The sequence below is a fragment of the Streptomyces sp. 4N509B genome, assembly GCF_052245655.1.
Lineage (GTDB): Bacteria > Actinomycetota > Actinomycetes > Streptomycetales > Streptomycetaceae > Streptomyces.
Genome location: NZ_JBQQBZ010000016.1, coordinates 103,024 through 118,157, shown reverse-complemented (window position 1 = coordinate 118,157; position 15,134 = coordinate 103,024). Strand labels below are relative to the sequence as shown.

General features: G+C 72.0%; 14 protein-coding genes and 1 pseudogene. 9 read left to right on the top strand and 6 right to left on the bottom strand.

Annotation, left to right across the window (positions count from 1 at the left end; all coding sequences use genetic code 11):
- Positions 1-73: 73 nt before the first annotated feature.
- Positions 74-337, bottom strand: a complete 264-nt coding sequence (locus tag ACTWP5_RS16970; RefSeq protein WP_443221804.1) for a WhiB family transcriptional regulator — start codon at positions 335-337, stop codon at positions 74-76.
- Between the two features lie 476 nt (positions 338-813).
- On the opposite strand from ACTWP5_RS16970, the gene ACTWP5_RS16965 reads away from it, so the two are divergent.
- The 5 genes from ACTWP5_RS16965 to ACTWP5_RS16945 all read left to right on the top strand — a co-directional run bounded on the left by ACTWP5_RS16965 (position 814) and on the right by ACTWP5_RS16945 (position 6,507).
- The gene (locus ACTWP5_RS16965; RefSeq protein ID WP_443221803.1) at positions 814-1,380 is read left to right on the top strand and encodes a cysteine dioxygenase; all 567 of its coding nucleotides are present in this window, start codon (positions 814-816) and stop codon (positions 1,378-1,380) included.
- A 12-nt stretch (positions 1,381-1,392) separates the two neighbouring features.
- A complete protein-coding gene (cofD, locus tag ACTWP5_RS16960; protein WP_443221802.1) occupies positions 1,393-2,358 on the top strand; it encodes a 2-phospho-L-lactate transferase in 966 nt (321 codons plus the stop codon).
- Positions 2,355-3,794 carry a coenzyme F420-0:L-glutamate ligase gene (locus tag ACTWP5_RS16955; protein ID WP_443221801.1) on the top strand — a complete coding sequence of 480 codons (1,440 nt, stop codon included), beginning with the start codon at positions 2,355-2,357 and terminating at the stop codon, positions 3,792-3,794. Before cofD ends, ACTWP5_RS16955 begins: the two co-directional genes overlap by 4 nt.
- Before the next feature lie 112 nt (positions 3,795-3,906).
- Positions 3,907-4,854: a cation diffusion facilitator family transporter gene (locus ACTWP5_RS16950; protein ID WP_443221800.1), complete on the top strand. Its 948-nt coding sequence runs from the start codon at positions 3,907-3,909 to the stop codon at positions 4,852-4,854.
- Between the two features lie 204 nt (positions 4,855-5,058).
- Complete coding sequence (locus tag ACTWP5_RS16945) at positions 5,059-6,507, top strand: arylsulfotransferase family protein (RefSeq protein WP_443221799.1); 1,449 nt, start codon at positions 5,059-5,061, stop codon at positions 6,505-6,507.
- A gap of 211 nt (positions 6,508-6,718) precedes the next feature.
- On the opposite strand, the gene ACTWP5_RS16940 is transcribed toward ACTWP5_RS16945, so the two are convergent.
- A complete protein-coding gene (locus ACTWP5_RS16940; protein ID WP_443221798.1) occupies positions 6,719-8,128 on the bottom strand; it encodes a glycoside hydrolase family 6 protein in 1,410 nt (469 codons plus the stop codon).
- A gap of 366 nt (positions 8,129-8,494) precedes the next feature.
- Positions 8,495-9,055: a hemerythrin domain-containing protein gene (locus tag ACTWP5_RS16935; protein WP_443221797.1), complete on the bottom strand. Its 561-nt coding sequence runs from the start codon at positions 9,053-9,055 to the stop codon at positions 8,495-8,497.
- Positions 9,056-9,417: 362 nt separating this feature from the next.
- Between ACTWP5_RS16935 and ACTWP5_RS16930 the strand changes: the two are divergent.
- From ACTWP5_RS16930 to ACTWP5_RS16920, 3 genes and pseudogenes are all read left to right on the top strand, one after another.
- Positions 9,418-9,939: pseudogene (locus ACTWP5_RS16930) on the top strand (hypothetical protein); the annotation flags it as partial.
- Between the two features lie 648 nt (positions 9,940-10,587).
- Positions 10,588-10,950 carry a hypothetical protein gene (locus ACTWP5_RS16925; protein WP_443221796.1) on the top strand — a complete coding sequence of 121 codons (363 nt, stop codon included), beginning with the start codon at positions 10,588-10,590 and terminating at the stop codon, positions 10,948-10,950.
- 54 nt (positions 10,951-11,004) lie between these two features.
- Positions 11,005-11,226, top strand: coding sequence for a cold-shock protein (locus tag ACTWP5_RS16920; RefSeq protein WP_443221795.1), 222 nt, complete (start codon positions 11,005-11,007; stop codon positions 11,224-11,226).
- Positions 11,227-11,624: 398 nt separating this feature from the next.
- Here ACTWP5_RS16920 and ACTWP5_RS16915 read toward each other — a convergent pair whose 3' ends face one another.
- Positions 11,625-12,095, bottom strand: a complete 471-nt coding sequence (locus tag ACTWP5_RS16915; protein ID WP_443221794.1) for a DIP1984 family protein — start codon at positions 12,093-12,095, stop codon at positions 11,625-11,627.
- A gap of 168 nt (positions 12,096-12,263) precedes the next feature.
- Complete coding sequence (ychF, locus tag ACTWP5_RS16910; protein ID WP_443221793.1) at positions 12,264-13,352, bottom strand: redox-regulated ATPase YchF; 1,089 nt, start codon at positions 13,350-13,352, stop codon at positions 12,264-12,266.
- 205 nt (positions 13,353-13,557) lie between these two features.
- On the opposite strand from ychF, the gene ACTWP5_RS16905 reads away from it, so the two are divergent.
- Positions 13,558-14,088, top strand: a complete 531-nt coding sequence (locus ACTWP5_RS16905) for a DUF6542 domain-containing protein (protein ID WP_443221792.1) — start codon at positions 13,558-13,560, stop codon at positions 14,086-14,088.
- A 32-nt stretch (positions 14,089-14,120) separates the two neighbouring features.
- On the opposite strand, the gene ACTWP5_RS16900 is transcribed toward ACTWP5_RS16905, so the two are convergent.
- Positions 14,121-15,128, bottom strand: coding sequence for a 4-hydroxy-3-methylbut-2-enyl diphosphate reductase (locus ACTWP5_RS16900; RefSeq protein WP_443221791.1), 1,008 nt, complete (start codon positions 15,126-15,128; stop codon positions 14,121-14,123).
- Between the last annotated feature and the right edge of the window lie 6 nt (positions 15,129-15,134).

The window sequence follows — 15,134 nt, the reverse complement described above, 5'->3', positions numbered from 1 at the left end:
GTTGGGCGACGGCGCCCGGCCCGCGGCCGAACAGTGACCGTTCAGCGGATGGTCGGTGACCGATCAACGACGCTCAGACGACGGCCTTCTTCAGACGACGACGTTCACGCTCGGAGAGGCCGCCCCAGATTCCGAATCGTTCGTCGTGGGCGAGGGCGTACTCCAGGCATTCGGAACGCACCTCGCACGCGAGACAAACCTTCTTGGCCTCGCGTGTGGACCCGCCCTTCTCGGGGAAGAAGGACTCGGGGTCGGTCTGGGCGCACAGCGCGCGCTCCTGCCATCCGAGTTCTTCTTCGGCCTCGGCGACCAGCAGTTGGTGGAACAGCTCGGTCATATGCGCGCCCCTCGTCATCCTTGCTTCCCCGTGATGCTGTCGTTATCGATCTGCCTCGAACGACACGAGTGAAATTACAGGTGGGGCCCGTTGCGGCAGTCAAGCCACGATCTGCCATTCACCCGATGATTCACCCTGTGGCACCACAGCCGTACGGAAAGTGTTCAAATCGCCACAAAGTATGCTCGCCCTTCTGGCCCCAAGCCTCCCCTTCCGACCCTTCCTGCCCCGGGATCTCCGGGAGCACAGCCCTCGCCATGGAGGGACGCACGGGGCACCGAAGTCGTTCCACGCCGCTTCGCCGAGGGATCCGGATCACAGCGCGATCACGGATGAGCAACGGCGTTCAGGTGTGATGCCCTCGCGCCTGTCCCGGTCCTCGGACGCATAAACCTTTCGACACACCGCCCCACCAGAAGTGGTGAAAGAATGTCCCGTCAGCCCTCCGACTCTCTTTCGAGGCAGACCAGACCTTCATGGACAACGACATCGAAATCGCCGGCGATCCCCTCGCGGCCGCGCACCTGCGCCCACCCGCCGTCGAACATCCCACCACCATCGGTCAGTTCGCCGCGCTGGCGAACGAGATCGCGGCCCGACGGGGCCAGTGGGCGCCACTGGTGCGTTTCGACGCGGTCAGCCGGTGGTACCACCGGCTGCGCACCGGCCCCGGCTACGAGGTGTGGCTGTTGAGCTGGGTGCCGGGGCAGGGCAGCGGCTGGCACGACCACGGCCCGTCCAACGGCGTCTACACCGTGCTGGACGGCGCCCTGACGGAACGCGCCGGGGGCGGCGACACGCGGGTGCTCACCCCCGGCTTCACGCGGGTCTTCGCGCCCGGGTACGTCCACGAGATGGTCAACGTGACCCTGGAGCCCGCCGTCAGCCTGCACGTCTACTTCCCCGGCCTGACCCGGATGCCCCTTCACCCGTCCCAGCGACAGGGGCGCGCCGCCACGATCCCCTCCCCCACCTCGCCGGCCGCCGCGCCCGCGGGCCGGGACCACGCCGCCCCCTCGCCGCCACGGGCCCTCGCCTGCTGACAGACTGTCCCAATGCGACGCATCGTGGTCCTCTCCGGCGGCATCGGCGGAGCCCGGTTCCTGCGTGGCCTCAGGCAGGCCGCGCCGGAGGCGGACATCACCGTCATCGGCAACACCGGGGACGACATCCACCTGTTCGGCCTGAAGGTCTGCCCCGACCTCGACACCGTGATGTACACGCTCGGTGGCGGCATCCACGAGGAGCAGGGCTGGGGCCGGGCCGGCGAGACCTTCGCCGTCAAGGAGGAACTCGCCGCGTACGGCATCGAACCCCAGTGGTTCGGCCTGGGCGACCGCGACCTCGCGACGCACGTCGTCCGCACCCAGATGATGGGCGCGGGATATCCCCTCAGCGCCGTCACCGAGGCCCTCTGTCAGCGCTGGCAGCCCGGCGTTCGGCTGCTGCCGATGACCGACGACCGCGTCGAGACTCACGTCGTCATCGACGACGGCGACGGCGGACGCCGGGCCGTGCACTTCCAGGAGTACTGGGTCCGGCTGCGGGCGGCCCCCGAGGCCCACGCCGTGGTGCCGGTCGGCGCGGACAAGGCCACGCCCGCCCCCGGCGTACTGGAGGCGATCCAGGCGGCCGACGTCGTCGTCTTTCCTCCCTCCAACCCGGTCGTCAGCGTCGGCACGATCCTCTCCGTACCCGGCATAAGGGAGGCCATCGCCGACGCGGGCGTGCCCGTGATCGGCCTCTCCCCCATCGTCGGCGACGCCCCCGTGCGCGGCATGGCCGACAGGGTGCTGGCCGCCGTGGGGGTGCGGGCCACCGCCGCGGCCGTCGCCCAGCACTACGGGAGCGGGCTGCTCGACGGCTGGCTCGTGGACACGGTGGACGCCGACGCGGTCGAGGTCGTCGAGGCCGACGGGATCCGCTGCCGCGCCGTGCCGTTGATGATGACCGACGTCGAGGCCGCGGCCGCCATGGCCGGCGAGGCCCTCGCCCTCGCCCGGGAGGTCAGGCCCGCGTGAACACCCACGAGGACAGCCACGGGACCACCAGCGAGGACACGAGCGTGAACACCCTCGAGAACAGCCACGGCAACAGCCACGAGGACGCCCACGAGGACGCCGCCGGGTCGGGCCGGGAGGCCCACGGGGCGCCCGCGTACCGTGTCTGGGCGGTGCCGGGGATCGGCGAGGTCGGACCGGGCGACGAGCTCGCCACGCTCATAGCCAAGGCCGCCACGGCCCCCGGGCTGCCGGGCCTTGCCGACGGCGACGTCCTGCTGGTCACCTCCAAGATCGTCAGCAAGGCCGAGGGCCGCGCCCTGACGGCCGAGGACCGCGAGGCCGCGATCGACGCCGAGAGCGTGCGGGTCGTGGCCCGCCGCGGGGCGACGCGCATCGTTCAGACCCGGCACGGCTTCGTCATGGCCGCGGCCGGCGTCGACGCCTCCAACACCGCGAGCGGCACCGTCCTGCTGCTGCCCGAGGACCCCGACGCCTCCGCCGCCCGCATCCGCGACGGCCTGCGGGAGCTGCTGTCGGTCGAGGTCGGCGTGGTCGTCACCGACACCTTCGGCCGCCCCTGGCGCAACGGCCAGACGGACGTGGCGATCGGCGCGGCCGGCGTCACGGTCCTCGACGACCACCGCGGCGTCACCGACTCCCACGGCAACGTTCTGAACGTGACGGTCACCGCCGTGGCGGACGAGTTGGCGGCGGCCGGCGAGCTGGTGAAGGGCAAGACCGCGGGGCTGCCGGTCGCCGTGGTGCGCGGCCTCCCCACCCGGCTGCTGGGCGGCGACGCGACCGCGCGGGAGCTGGTCCGTGACCCGGCGCAGGACATGTTCCGGCGCGGCACCTCCGAGGCCGTTCGGGAGGCCGTGACGCTGCGCCGCACCGTGCGGCAGTTCACCGACGAGCCGGTCGACCCGGCAGCGGTCCGCCGCGCCGTGGCCGCCGCCGTCACGGCGCCCGCGCCGCACCACACGACCCCCTGGCGTTTCGTGCTGCTGGAGTCCGCCGCCTCGCGCACCCGGCTGCTGGACGCCATGCGCGACGCCTGGATCGCCGACCTGCGAGCGGACGGGAAGTCGGAGGAGAGCATCGAACGACGGACGCGGCGGGGCGAGGTGCTGCGGCGCGCGCCGTACCTCGTGGTGCCGTGCCTGGTCACGGACGGCGCCCACGCGTATCCCGACGAGCGGCGGGCGGCGGCCGAGCGCGAGATGTTCGTGGTGGCGATGGGCGCGGGCGTGCAGAACCTGCTGGTCGCGCTGGCCGGCGAGGGACTGGGCTCGGCGTGGGTGTCCTCCACCATGTTCTGCCGCGACGTCGTCCGTGCCGAGTTGGACATACCGGAGGGCTGGGACCCCATGGGCGCGGTGGCGGTGGGCCACGCCGCGGTCCCGCCGACGCCACGGCCCGACCGACAGGCTGACCGTTTCGTCGAGATCCGCTAGCCTCCGCTAGGGCCTGGTCCGGCATGATCCACCAACCAGGTCCTGGTCTCACCGCGCGGCACGGCGGACGGCCGACCGGGCAGACGGACGACGAAGGGACACGGCAGCAGCCATGAGCGCCTCAGGGGGCACCAAGGCGATCCTCGCCGCACTCGGAGCCAACCTCTCCATCGCGGTGGCCAAGTTCACGGCGTTCGCCTTCAGTGGCTCGTCGTCGATGCTCGCGGAGGGCGTGCACTCGCTCGCCGACTCGGGCAACCAGGCGTTGTTGCTGCTCGGCGGGAAACGCGCGCGGCGGCAGGCCAGCGAGGAGCACCCGTTCGGGTACGGCAGGGAGCGGTACGTCTACGCCTTCCTCGTCTCCGTCGTGCTGTTCAGCGTCGGCGGCGTCTTCGCCCTCTACGAGGGCTACGAGAAGCTGCGTCACCCGCACGAGATCGAGCACTGGTACTGGCCGGTGGGCGTGCTGGTCTTCGCGATCATCGCGGAGATCTTCTCGTTCCGCACCGCGATAAGGGAGTCCAACGAGGTACGCGGCCAGCAGTCCTGGGGGCAGTTCGTCCGCACGGCGAAGGCGCCCGAACTGCCGGTGGTGCTGCTGGAGGACCTGGGCGCGCTGCTCGGTCTGATCCTGGCGCTCGGCGGCGTGCTGATGACGCTGGCCACGGGCGACGGCGTCTGGGACGCGATCGGCACGATGTGCATCGGCGCGCTGTTGGTGATCATCGCGCTGGTGCTGGCGGTGGAGACGAAGTCGCTGCTGCTCGGCGAGGCCGCGAGCCGGGAGTCCGTCGAACGGATCCGCTCCGCGCTGGTGGACGGCGAGACCGTCACCAGCGTCATCCACATGCGCACCCTCCACCTCGGGCCGGAGGAGGTCCTGGTGGCGGCGAAGATCGCGGTGCGGCACGACGAGAGCGCCGCGCAGGTCGCGCGCGCCATCGACGCGGCCGAGGCGCGCGTCCGTGAGGCGGAGCCGATCGCCCGCGTGATCTACCTGGAGCCGGACATATACCGTTCCACGGCGCGGACGGGGAAGTCCTCCGGCGCGGAGGGCTGAGCAGGCACGGTGGCCGGGGCGTGAAGCCCCGGCGGTTCGTTGGCGTGTTTGTTCAGCGTCCCGTTCGACGGTCTCGTTGACCGGTTTCTTTCGAGGATTCTCACCCTCTTGTTAACGCACATTACGCATTGTTGCGAATGTGTCAAAGAGCTGAGTACAGTCAACGAGTGGGGCTGGGCGTCCATCAACAAGGAGATTCTTCCCGTGCGTCTCTTACGGACAAGCCTCGCCCGTTCCGGCGTCGCCATGGCCGCCGGTGTGGCCCTGGTCGTGCCGCTCACCTCTGCGGCCAGCGCCGCCGACGCCGCCCCGAGGCTCGGCGTCACCGCTCTCCCGGCCCTGGAGAACTCGGAGTTCGTCACGCTCGACGAGCCCCTCCAGGCCCCCACCCTCACCACCACGACGACGGGTCGGGAGGACCCCGGGCTGCTGCTGACCACCCCGGGTGGCTTCGCCGGCGCCTCGGCCGCGATCTACGACAACCGCGGCCAGCTCGTGTGGTCCCGGAGCGGCAACTTCCTGAACCTCGAACAGATCACCTACCAGGGCCAGCCCGCCCTCGTCGCGTTCGACTCCAGCCGTCAGGCTCACGTCGTCTACGACCAGTCCTACCGCGAGATCGACACCCTCGCGATGGTCAACCAGCCCACCGACGGCCACGACATCGAGTTCAGCCCCGACGGCTCCCGCGTGCTGCTGCAGGGGTGGGCCCCCACGCAGGTCGACCTGAGCCCGTGGGGCGGCCCGTCGAACGGCACCGTGCTCGACGCGGTGATCCAGGAACAGATCGTCTCGACCGGCCAGGTCACCTTCGAGTGGAGCGCGCTGGACCACGTCGAGCCGGGCGAGACCACGGAGCCGATGACGGGCTTCGGGGACCTCTTCCACTCGAACTCGCTGTCGTACGACGCCGACGGCAACATCCTCACCAGCTTCCGCAACACCAGCACCGTCTACAAGATCGACATCAGCTCGGGTGAGATCATCTGGCGCTTCGGCGGCGAGAACAGCGACTTCACGTTCGCCAACTCCGCCGACAGGCCGAGCTACCAGCACGACGCGCGACGCCTGCCCGACGGCTCGATCTCGATCTTCAACAACGGCAACACCAGCAGCCCGCAGGAGTCCCGGGGCGCCGTCTACCGCGTCGACGAGTCGGCCATGACGGCCACCCTGACGCAGAACCTCCGCGCCAACCCCGCCGCGTTCTCGCCGTTCATCGGCAACAACCGGCAGGTTCCCAACGGCAACCAGCTCGTGAACTACGGCACCACGGGGCGGATGGTCGAGTTCGCGGGCGGCGAGCAGGTCTTCACCGGCCAGTTCTCCTCCGGCTCGACGTCCTACCGCGCCGACCGCACCACCAACTGGGTCGGCACGCCCGCCGCCGCGCCCGAGGTCGTCGTCGGCGAGCTCGGCGAGGACGGCACCCGGACCCTGAACGTCAGCTGGAACGGCGCCACCGAGGTCGACAGCTGGCGTGTCCTCGCCGGCACCAGCGAGGAGACGCTGACCACGGTGGGCACCACGCCGAAGACCGGCTTCGAGACAGCGGCCGCGGTCACCGCGCCCGCCGACGCGGACGTCTTCCGCGTCGTCGCCCTCGACGCCGCCGGTCAGGCGCTGGACAGCCGAACGCTGTCGGTGTCCTGAGCGCCCCTCGGTGTCCTGAGCGTCCTCGGTGTTCCGAGCGTCCTCGGTGTTCCGAGCGTCCTCGGTGACCTGGACGTCATCAGTGCTCTGAGGCCACGCCTCCGGCCGGCACCCGCCGGCCGGAGGCCGCCGGCAGCGGCCTGACGGTCGCTGCCACGAAGGGGTCATCCCCGGGGGAGGTGACCCCTTCGCGCTGTCGTGCCCCGGACGGTCAGGGCAACGGCGGCCAGGCGTTGCGGAGGAGTTCGGCGAAGTGCTCGGGGAACCACTCGCCGGCCGGGGGCGCGTCCGGCAGGGCGCCGCTCGGGCGGAAGCCGCCACCCGTGCCGCCGTAGTCGGGGTCGCACATCGGCTCCCGCGCGGGGCCGGTGGGGAGCTCCAGCCCGGTGCCGTCGGACTCGCCGGGCGGCTTGGCCCACACGTAGGCGTCGATGCCGGCGGCCGGTGCGGCGGTGGGGCGCTCGCCGAGGCCGGAGCCGGCCTGGTTGCACCAGTTCTGCGCACGGTACCTGCGGTCGACGCGGCTGGTGTCCACGTAGGTGTCGGCCGTGGTCGTCAGGCCGGGGCCGGTCGGACGGTCCGGGCCTCCCCAGCCGTTGCGGGAGGTGTCGACCAGCACGCCGACGCCCGCGTCGAAGCCCACGTCGACGAGGGCCTCGCGGAGCGCCGTCACGTATGGCAGTTCCTCGACGTACCGGTTCCAGTCCACCCAGCGGGTCTGCCGGACGGGCGTGCCCACCACGACGTCGTCGATGTCGAAGTAGGGCTCCGTCAGGGCCGCGTAGTCGGCGACGTTCGAGACGAAGCCGTGCACGGCGTCGGTCGTGCTGCCGGCGGACGTGGCGGCCTGGTGGAAGACCTCCACCGCGGCGTGGAAGTTGTCGTCCCAGCCGAGCCAGGCGTAGTGGCTGACGTCGAGGTACGGGTAGACGTTCGGCAGCGCGCCCAGCCGGGACAGGGCGTAGCCGACGCCGTTGACGTGGACGCCGCTGGCGGCGGCCTGGTCACACGCGTAGGTCCCCGGCCGGGGCGACGCGTGCGTCACGAGCCGGGACAGGGAGTGCGGCTCGACGATGGCGACGACGCGCAGCTCGGCGTAGGCCGGGTCGGCGAGGGTCTCGGCGATCGGGTCGACGAACTCCTGGCGGTAACGGGGCAGGTCGTTCGGACCGAGCTCGCCCGTGGAGGTGATGCGGTCGCAGGCGCGCAGGGGCAGGTCGTAGAGGACGAGCTGGACGAGGTCGGCGCCCTGGGCGAGTGCCTCGTCGAGGTGGGCGCGCAGGCCCATTCGGCCGTTGGAGCCCTCGATGGCGGCGATCCGGTCCAGCCAGACGGCCGTGGGCTGGTCGGCGACGGCGTCGCCGCCGGGCTCGGCGGCTGCCTTCGCGGACCACTCGGGGTTCACGTAGACGCTGGCGCCGAGGTAGGGGTTGTCCACGCGCTGGGCCGCGGCGCGTTCCAGCGGGGTGGCGGTGGCGGCGACGGACGGGGTGGCGGTGGCGGCGGGCCCGTTGAGGACCCCGGTCAGGAGCGTGGCGGCGCAGAGCAGGAGGGCCGCCGTGGCGGCGCCTCCCCACCGACGTCTGCGGAAACGGGCGGGGACGGGCGTGTGGAGCGTCATCGTGGCTGGGCCTCCCGGGATGGCACGACGCGGACCAGTGAGGGAGCGCTCCCACGATCTCCTGCCCCGAGTGTCGGAGCAGCCGCAGCACGCGTCAAGACATCCGACGAACCGTCAGCGTCGTGAGGCCGCGGCTCGCCTCGCGGGCCTCGCGGCGGGCGGGAGGCGACGGGCGCCCACGGGCGGGAGGGGGCACACCCCAGCCAGGTGCGCCGTTCAACGACGCTGACCGCGTCGCGACCGCCGCGTCAGCCCTCACCCGCATCGCTCTGGCCGCGTCACCTCTCGCCGCGCCGTCCCGGCCGCGTCAGTCCTCACGGCATCGCTCTGGCGGCGTCAGCCCTTGCCGCATCCGCTCTGGCGGCGTCAGCCCTTGCCCCGCCCGCTGAGCGCGTCGCGGGCGCGGTCCACCAGTCCCGCGCCGGGGGCGAGCAGCTTGTTCAGCGGCGGCTTGTCGGGGGCCGAGGGGTGGGGCCGGGTGGGCGCCATCATCTTGGCGCGCCGGGTCTTGTCCCCCAGGTCCATCAGCTCGTCCTGGCTACAGACCCGGCGCAGGGCGGGGAAGAGGTTGTCCTCCTCGTCGCGGACGTGTTCGCGGACCTCCGCGATCAGGGCACCCATCAGCCGGTCGAAGTGCTGGTCGGTCGCCTCGCAGCCCTCCAGGTCCTTCATGATCCGCTCGACGGCGGCGTGGTCCTCGATCTCCTTGTCCGCCACCCGGGCCCCGTCCGGAACGCGCTCGCGCACGGCGGGGTAGAGGTACTCCTCCTCCGCGATGGAGTGCCTGACCAGCTCGATCGTCACCTCGTCCGCCAGTTCCTTGCGCCGCCGCTCACCGGAGGGCAGGCTCTCGATCTCCTGGAACATGCTCTCGACCTCGTCGTGGTCGGTCGTGAGCTCCTGAATGACGTCTCCACCGTGTCCCATGGACGGCTCTCCTCTTCTGCTGCGGCCTGCCTCTGCGCGGTTTCCGGTGCGACGGTCTCCGGTACGACGGTCTCCGGTGTGCCTTCTGTGGTGTCTGTGCGATGTCTCCGCGGTGGCCTCGCGGCTCGTGTGCGTCGTGCCGGCTCCCGTGCCTCGACGTGGCACACGGGTCTCCCGCGTCCCTCGTCGAGTGCGCTGTCGAGTAACCGTTCGGCGCCCGCCGAAACCGGGGCCCGGGCGGGGCGGCAGGCGAGGCGGATCTGTCTCTTCGATCACTTCCGTCCCTGTTTCCGTGTCCGGCCACCGTGGGCCGCGCTACGCTCGGCGGTCGCGCCCGCAACGCCTCCGGAGGGACGAAGCCCGTGTGCGCCGACCTGTCGCCCGTCATAGCCGCCACCGCCCGGTGGCTGCTGCGCGCCTATCCGGCCACGGGCGGACCGATGAGCGAGGCGCTCGCGGAGGTCCAGGCCCGGCAGGCGGTGACCGTGGCCGCCTGGCTGCGTTACCCGACGAACGTGGACGCCGAGCTGCTCGCGATGGCGGGCCCCGGCGGCTCCGGGCGGCTCGACTGGGCCGTCGGCGCCGACACCGTCACGCCGGGGGACGAGAGCTACGCCTGGCGCACGTGGACGGACGAGACGGTGGCGAGCTGGGCCGCCTGCCTGCTGACCTCGCCTGAGCTGGCCGAACGCGCCGTCGCGGCGGTGACCCGCGGCGAGCACGCGGGGGCGTGCCCGGTCGCCTTCCGCCGCCTGACGCGGCCCTCCGCCGACGACCGGCGGTCCGCCGCGCTGCTGCGCCACCCCGACCTCACGACGCCGGTGGCCGAGCTGCACCGCGCGGAGCTGCTCACCCGTCTCGACGAGCAGGCCCCGGTCGTGGCCGTCCCCGGGGACCTCCCCGACCAGCAGACGATCCCGCCCGCCCCCCACCTGGCCCACGACCAGAGCGACGCCACTTCCCAGACCAGCCCGCACGCCGGGCCTCATCCTGACCCGCACTAAAGGCTGCACGGCGGTCGGTGGCCGGGCGACCCGCTCCCGCGTTCCGCCGGTTCCGCCCGGGCGGTGGGGGACCGGGAAGGGCCAGCCCACCGTGCCAGCGTGTGGGGTACGGTGGGCTCACCGGGAGCACTTCGCATGCCGGCGGTCTTGCCCGCATCGTTCTCGGTCGAACGGCGACACTGGGCGGCCTCAGCCCGGAAATGGTTCACGCCATGTTCGTGACCACGGACCCGATGACGACAGCGCACGACGCGCGCCACCCTCGCGTGCCGCCGACACCACGCGCCGGCTGTACAGAGCCGGGTGCAGCGCGACGGCTGCCGCCGCGGTCACCCTGACGTCGCGCCGGGCCGCCTCGTCGGCCCCGCCGGCCTCGTTGGCCCGGCTGGTCACCACCACACCTCGCCGCGACGACGGTGGCGTCGGTCACCGGCGTCGGATCCCGCGGCACCGTCCGCGCGGCCGGGACCACGTGGCGTAGGGCGTCGCCCCCGCCCCTTCCCCCTTCCCTTTCCCCCTGGAGTCCCCATGCCGTCCGCCCTCTCCCCGCCTGCCCTCCCCGCCGCCGGCCTCGTCGAGGTCCGCGTCGTCGCCGCGTCCCCGGAAGCGGCCCGCCAGGTCGCCGAGGCACTCCGCGACCGCTTCGCCGCCACCGAACAGCGCAGCTATCCCGCCGGGCGCGAGGGCGGTGGCACGAGGCTCCACCTCACCGTCGACGTCGCCCAGGCGCCCGGTCCGCTTCAGCCGTTCCCGTCACGGGAGGTCACGAGCCATCCGCACGCAGACGAGATCCAGGTCCCCGCCGACGAGGACCCGACCGTGCCGAGCGCCGCGCCGAGCGCCGTGACGTTCGCCCTGGGTAGCGTGCAGGTGTCTCGAGGGCCCGCCTGAGCCTCCGCCCGGCAGGCCCGTCCCATCGCCGGCCGCTCCCGGTCGGTCGGAGGCATGGCCGCGCTTCGCGTCGTCTGTCTCAGGAACCGTGAAGTGGTTCAACGTCGAGAAGGCTTCGGATTCATCGCCCCGGACGACGGCAGCACTGACATCCTCGTTCACCACTCGGTGATCGAAAGCAACGGTTATCGCTCTCCGGAGGAGAACCAGCGGGTGGAGTTCACCGCCAGCCGGGGCCCCAAGGGAATGCAGGCCGACCAGGTCCGCGGCATCTGACCGACGTCGCCGCGCGCGATGCGGGCCACCTCACCGGTCCACACCGACCGCGCGGGGTCTCGTCGGCGTCCGCCCGGGCCCTGCCAGGCCCGGGTGGGCCGCCGTAGTGGCCGCGGTCGAGGGCGTCAGGCCACGGTCACCGGTGGCCTGGCTCCCGCGGACTGATCATCGGTACGTGGAGATCCCCGATCCCGCCCTCACCGACCCGGATCTGCACGCGGTGGTGTTCTGTGCGTCGTGCACGGTCACCTGTGCGGTGTGCTGAGCTGCACCGTGCTGAGGGGAATCGAACCCCCGCGCTGCTCACCACGCACCAGGAGAGGGCCGGAATGACCGCCGGCCCACGGTCTGTGCACGCCTCCGGGTAACGGCTACCTGCTCCACGTCGTGTGCCCCGCTCAGTCCAGCAGGTCCGCCTCCCAGTTCGCCCGCTGGATCCGTACGTCGATCTCGCGGATCTCGCGCGCCAGCACGTCGGCCCGCGCCCGGAGTTCACCGACCGGCAGCGCGGACAGCATCTTCAGCTCCGACCGCAGCTGACGGACCGCTCCGCGCTGGTCCCTGCCGGCGGCCGAGTCGGCCGCCGAGGTGATCAACGCGTGCCGCAGGCGCAACACGTCCCGGCGCGCGAGCGCGTCGGTGAGGGTCAGGCCCTCGTCGATCACCGTCACGGCGTTGGTCCGGTTGATGCGCCGGATCAGTGCCTCGAGTTCGTCCAGGGTCTCCTCCGCCTCGGCGAGCAGACTCCCCGCGTCCTCGGCGGGCTCCTCCCCCTCCTGGTACCGCGCGCTGCTGACCACACGGGCACGCAGCTGCTCAACCCGGCGCGCCGCGTCCGCGCGCAGGGCCAGCGCCTCGGCAAGCTTCACGACTCCCCACCTCCGTCCTGCGGGATCCCGCACGAGTATGGCGACCCAACGCTCCGCCGCGCACCGGGTTTCCCCCGCCTCCGACGGCAACAGTCGTGCGCGGGGGACGGAAACGGAAACGGAAACGGGCCGGGCTCGCCGGAGCCCGGCCCGTTCGGTCAGAGACGCTCAGACGTTGAAGCGGAACTCCACCACGTCCCCGTCCCGCATCACGTACTCCTTGCCCTCCATGCGGGCCTTGCCACGGGCGCGGGCCTCGATGACGGATCCCGCCGCGACGAGGTCGTCGAAGGAGATGACCTCGGCCTTGATGAAGCCCTTCTGGAAGTCGGTGTGGATCACCCCGGCCGCCTCGGGCGCGGTGGCGCCCTTCCTGATCGTCCAGGCGCGGGCCTCCTTGGGCCCGGCCGTCAGGTACGTCTGGAGGCCGAGGGTGTCGAAGCCGACGCGGGCGAGGGTGGCCAGGCCCGGCTCGTCCTGTCCGACCGTCTGGAGGAGTTCCATGGCCTCGTCCTCGTCCAGCTCGCCGAGGTCGGCCTCCAGCTTGGCGTTGAGGAAGATCGCCTCGGCCGGGGCGACGAGGGCGCGCTGCTCGGCCTTGAAGGCGTCGTCCGTCAGCTCCTCCTCGTCCACGTTGAAGACGTAGAGGAAGGGCTTGACGGTCAGCAGGAAGAGCTCGCGCAGCGGCTCGGCGCGCTCGGTGCCCTGGGCGATGCCGGCGGCGTAGAGGGTCTGGCCCTCCTCCAGGATGGCCTTGGCCTCCTCCACGGCGGCGAGGGCGGGCTGCTTGTCCTTCTTGACCCGCGCCTCCTTCGACAGGCGCGGCAGCACCTTCTCGATGGTCTGGAGGTCGGCCAGGATGAGCTCGGTGTTGATGGTCTCGATGTCGCTCTTCGGGGAGACCCGGCCGTCGACGTGGGTGACGTTCTCGTCCTCGAAGGCGCGGATGACCTGGCAGATCGCGTCGGACTCGCGGATGTGGGACAGGAACTTGTTGCCCAGGCCCTCACCTTCGCTGGCGCCGCGGACCAGGCCGGCGATGTCGACGAAGTCGACGTGGGCGGGAACGATCCGCTCGGAGTCGAACAGCTCGGCGAGACGGCCCAGCCGGGGGTCGGGGACCCCGACGACGCCGATGTTGGGCTCGATCGTGGCGAAGGGGTAGTTGGCCGCCAGCACGTCGTTCTTGGTGAGGGCGTTGAAGAGGGTCGACTTGCCGACGTTGGGCAGACCGACGATTCCGATCGTGAGCGACACCTGTGAGGACTTCCAGACGGGGGCGGGTACGGGAGAGCGGGTACGGAGAAGCGGGTACGGGACCGGTGCTCCAGTCTACGGGCGGGTCGCGGAGGGCGGAGCGCGGCGGGGACGGGGGGCGCTGGGCGCTTCGCGAGCCGTCGATCGTATTGACGGTTAAGCGTGTCATGTCTTGTTTGCGCTAACCCGGGCGTACCCTAACCGCGTGGAACACGGTACGCACACGATGCAGCACCTACGGCAACCATTCGGGGTGAGCGGGCGGCACGTGCCCCGCCCCGCCGGGCGTGCGGCGACGCCCCGGGCGGCGCCCCCGGCACGGGCCGGATCGCGGCCGCGTCGCCGCCCCGAGCGGCTGCGGGGCATCCGGCTCACGGGCATGGGGTGCGGCGCGTTGGCCACCCTGGCGATGGTGGGCGCGGCCTGGCTCTGCGAGCTCCTCGGCGGGGTCCCTACGCTCTACGGCGTCCTGTTCGTGGCGGCGTCCGTCGCCGCGGCGGTCTGGGTGCGGCCGGCCGACCTCATCTGCGCCCCGATCGCCGCGCCGCTGGCGTTCGCCGCCGGCCTCGTGACCACGGGCGGGCTGACGGACTCCGTGACCGAGCTGGCGCTGCGGGCGCCGTGGCTCTTCGCCGGCACGGCGGCGGCGGCACTGGTCGCCCTGGTCCGCAGGATCCTGCTGATGGTCGGCGCGCTCCTCCGACGGCGGGCGCGACGGGCGCGGGCGCGGTTCTAGGTGTGTTGTTCGGGGCCAGGGCTGTCCGAGGACTAGGACTGGACCTTGGCCGCGGCCTCGGCGCGCAGGTCGCGGCGCAGCTCCTTGGGGAGCGAGAAGCGGATGTGCTCCTCCACCGGCTGCACGATCTCGACGTCGCCGTATCCCCGGGCGGAGAGCCAGTCGAGCACCTCCTCGACGAGGACCTCGGGCACCGAGGCTCCGGAGGACAGGCCGACCGTGGTGACGCCCTCCAGCCACGCCTCGTCGATCTCCGAGGCGTTGTCCACCAGGTGGGCGTCCTCGGCGCCGGCGCCGAGCGCGACCTCGACCATGCGGGCCGAGTTCGAGGAGTTCTTCGAGCCGACGACCAGCACGAGCTCGGCGTCGGCCGCGACCTGCTTGATGGCGGTCTGGCGGTTCTGCGTGGCGTAGCAGATGTCGTCGCTGGGCGGGCTGAGGAGCTGGGGGAAGCGGCGCTTCAGGGCGTCGACCGTCTCCATCGTCTCGTCCACCGACAGCGTGGTCTGGGAGAGCCAGACGACCTTCTCCGGGTCTCGCACCTCGACCGTGTCCACGTCTCCCGGGCCGTCGACGACCGTGACGTGCTCGGGGGCCTCGCCGCTGGTGCCGATGACCTCCTCGTGCCCCTCGTGTCCGATGAGGAGGATGTCGTAGTCCTCGCCGGCGAAGCGGACGGCCTCCTTGTGCACCTTGGTGACCAGCGGGCAGGTGGCGTCGATGGTGGCCAGCCGGCCGCGCTCGGCCTCCCGGTGGACCTCGGGGGCGACGCCGTGGGCGGAGAAGATCACGATCTCGCCCTCGGGGACCTCGGAGGTCTCCTCGACGAAGACGGCCCCCTTGCGCTCCAGGGTCCTCACGACGTGCTTGTTGTGGACGATCTCGTGGCGCACGTAGATCGGCGGGCCGTACTGCCGCAGGGCCTGCTCCACGGCTATGACGGCTCGGTCGACGCCCGCGCAGTACCCACGGGGCGCGGCGAGCAGGACACGGCGTCGGGCGGCGTCGGGAACGGGCGATGCGGTGCTGTGGCCGGTCATGTGGCC

What these genes read in the sequence shown, in the direction of transcription:
- ACTWP5_RS16970 (WP_443221804.1), bottom strand. Translation starts at nt 337, where the DNA reads ATGACCGAGCTGTTCCACCAACTGCTGGTCGCCGAGGCCGAAGAAGAA.
- cofD (WP_443221802.1), top strand. Translation starts at nt 1,393, where the DNA reads ATGCGACGCATCGTGGTCCTCTCCGGCGGCATCGGCGGAGCCCGGTTC.
- ACTWP5_RS16935 (WP_443221797.1), bottom strand. Translation starts at nt 9,055, where the DNA reads ATGGGACACGGTGGAGACGTCATTCAGGAGCTCACGACCGACCACGAC.
- ACTWP5_RS16950 (WP_443221800.1), top strand. Translation starts at nt 3,907, where the DNA reads ATGAGCGCCTCAGGGGGCACCAAGGCGATCCTCGCCGCACTCGGAGCC.
- ACTWP5_RS16920 (WP_443221795.1), top strand. Translation starts at nt 11,005, where the DNA reads ATGGCCGCGCTTCGCGTCGTCTGTCTCAGGAACCGTGAAGTGGTTCAA.
- ACTWP5_RS16965 (WP_443221803.1), top strand. Translation starts at nt 814, where the DNA reads ATGGACAACGACATCGAAATCGCCGGCGATCCCCTCGCGGCCGCGCAC.
- ACTWP5_RS16925 (WP_443221796.1), top strand. Translation starts at nt 10,588, where the DNA reads ATGCCGTCCGCCCTCTCCCCGCCTGCCCTCCCCGCCGCCGGCCTCGTC.
- ACTWP5_RS16940 (WP_443221798.1), bottom strand. Translation starts at nt 8,128, where the DNA reads ATGACGCTCCACACGCCCGTCCCCGCCCGTTTCCGCAGACGTCGGTGG.
- ACTWP5_RS16900 (WP_443221791.1), bottom strand. Translation starts at nt 15,128, where the DNA reads ATGACCGGCCACAGCACCGCATCGCCCGTTCCCGACGCCGCCCGACGC.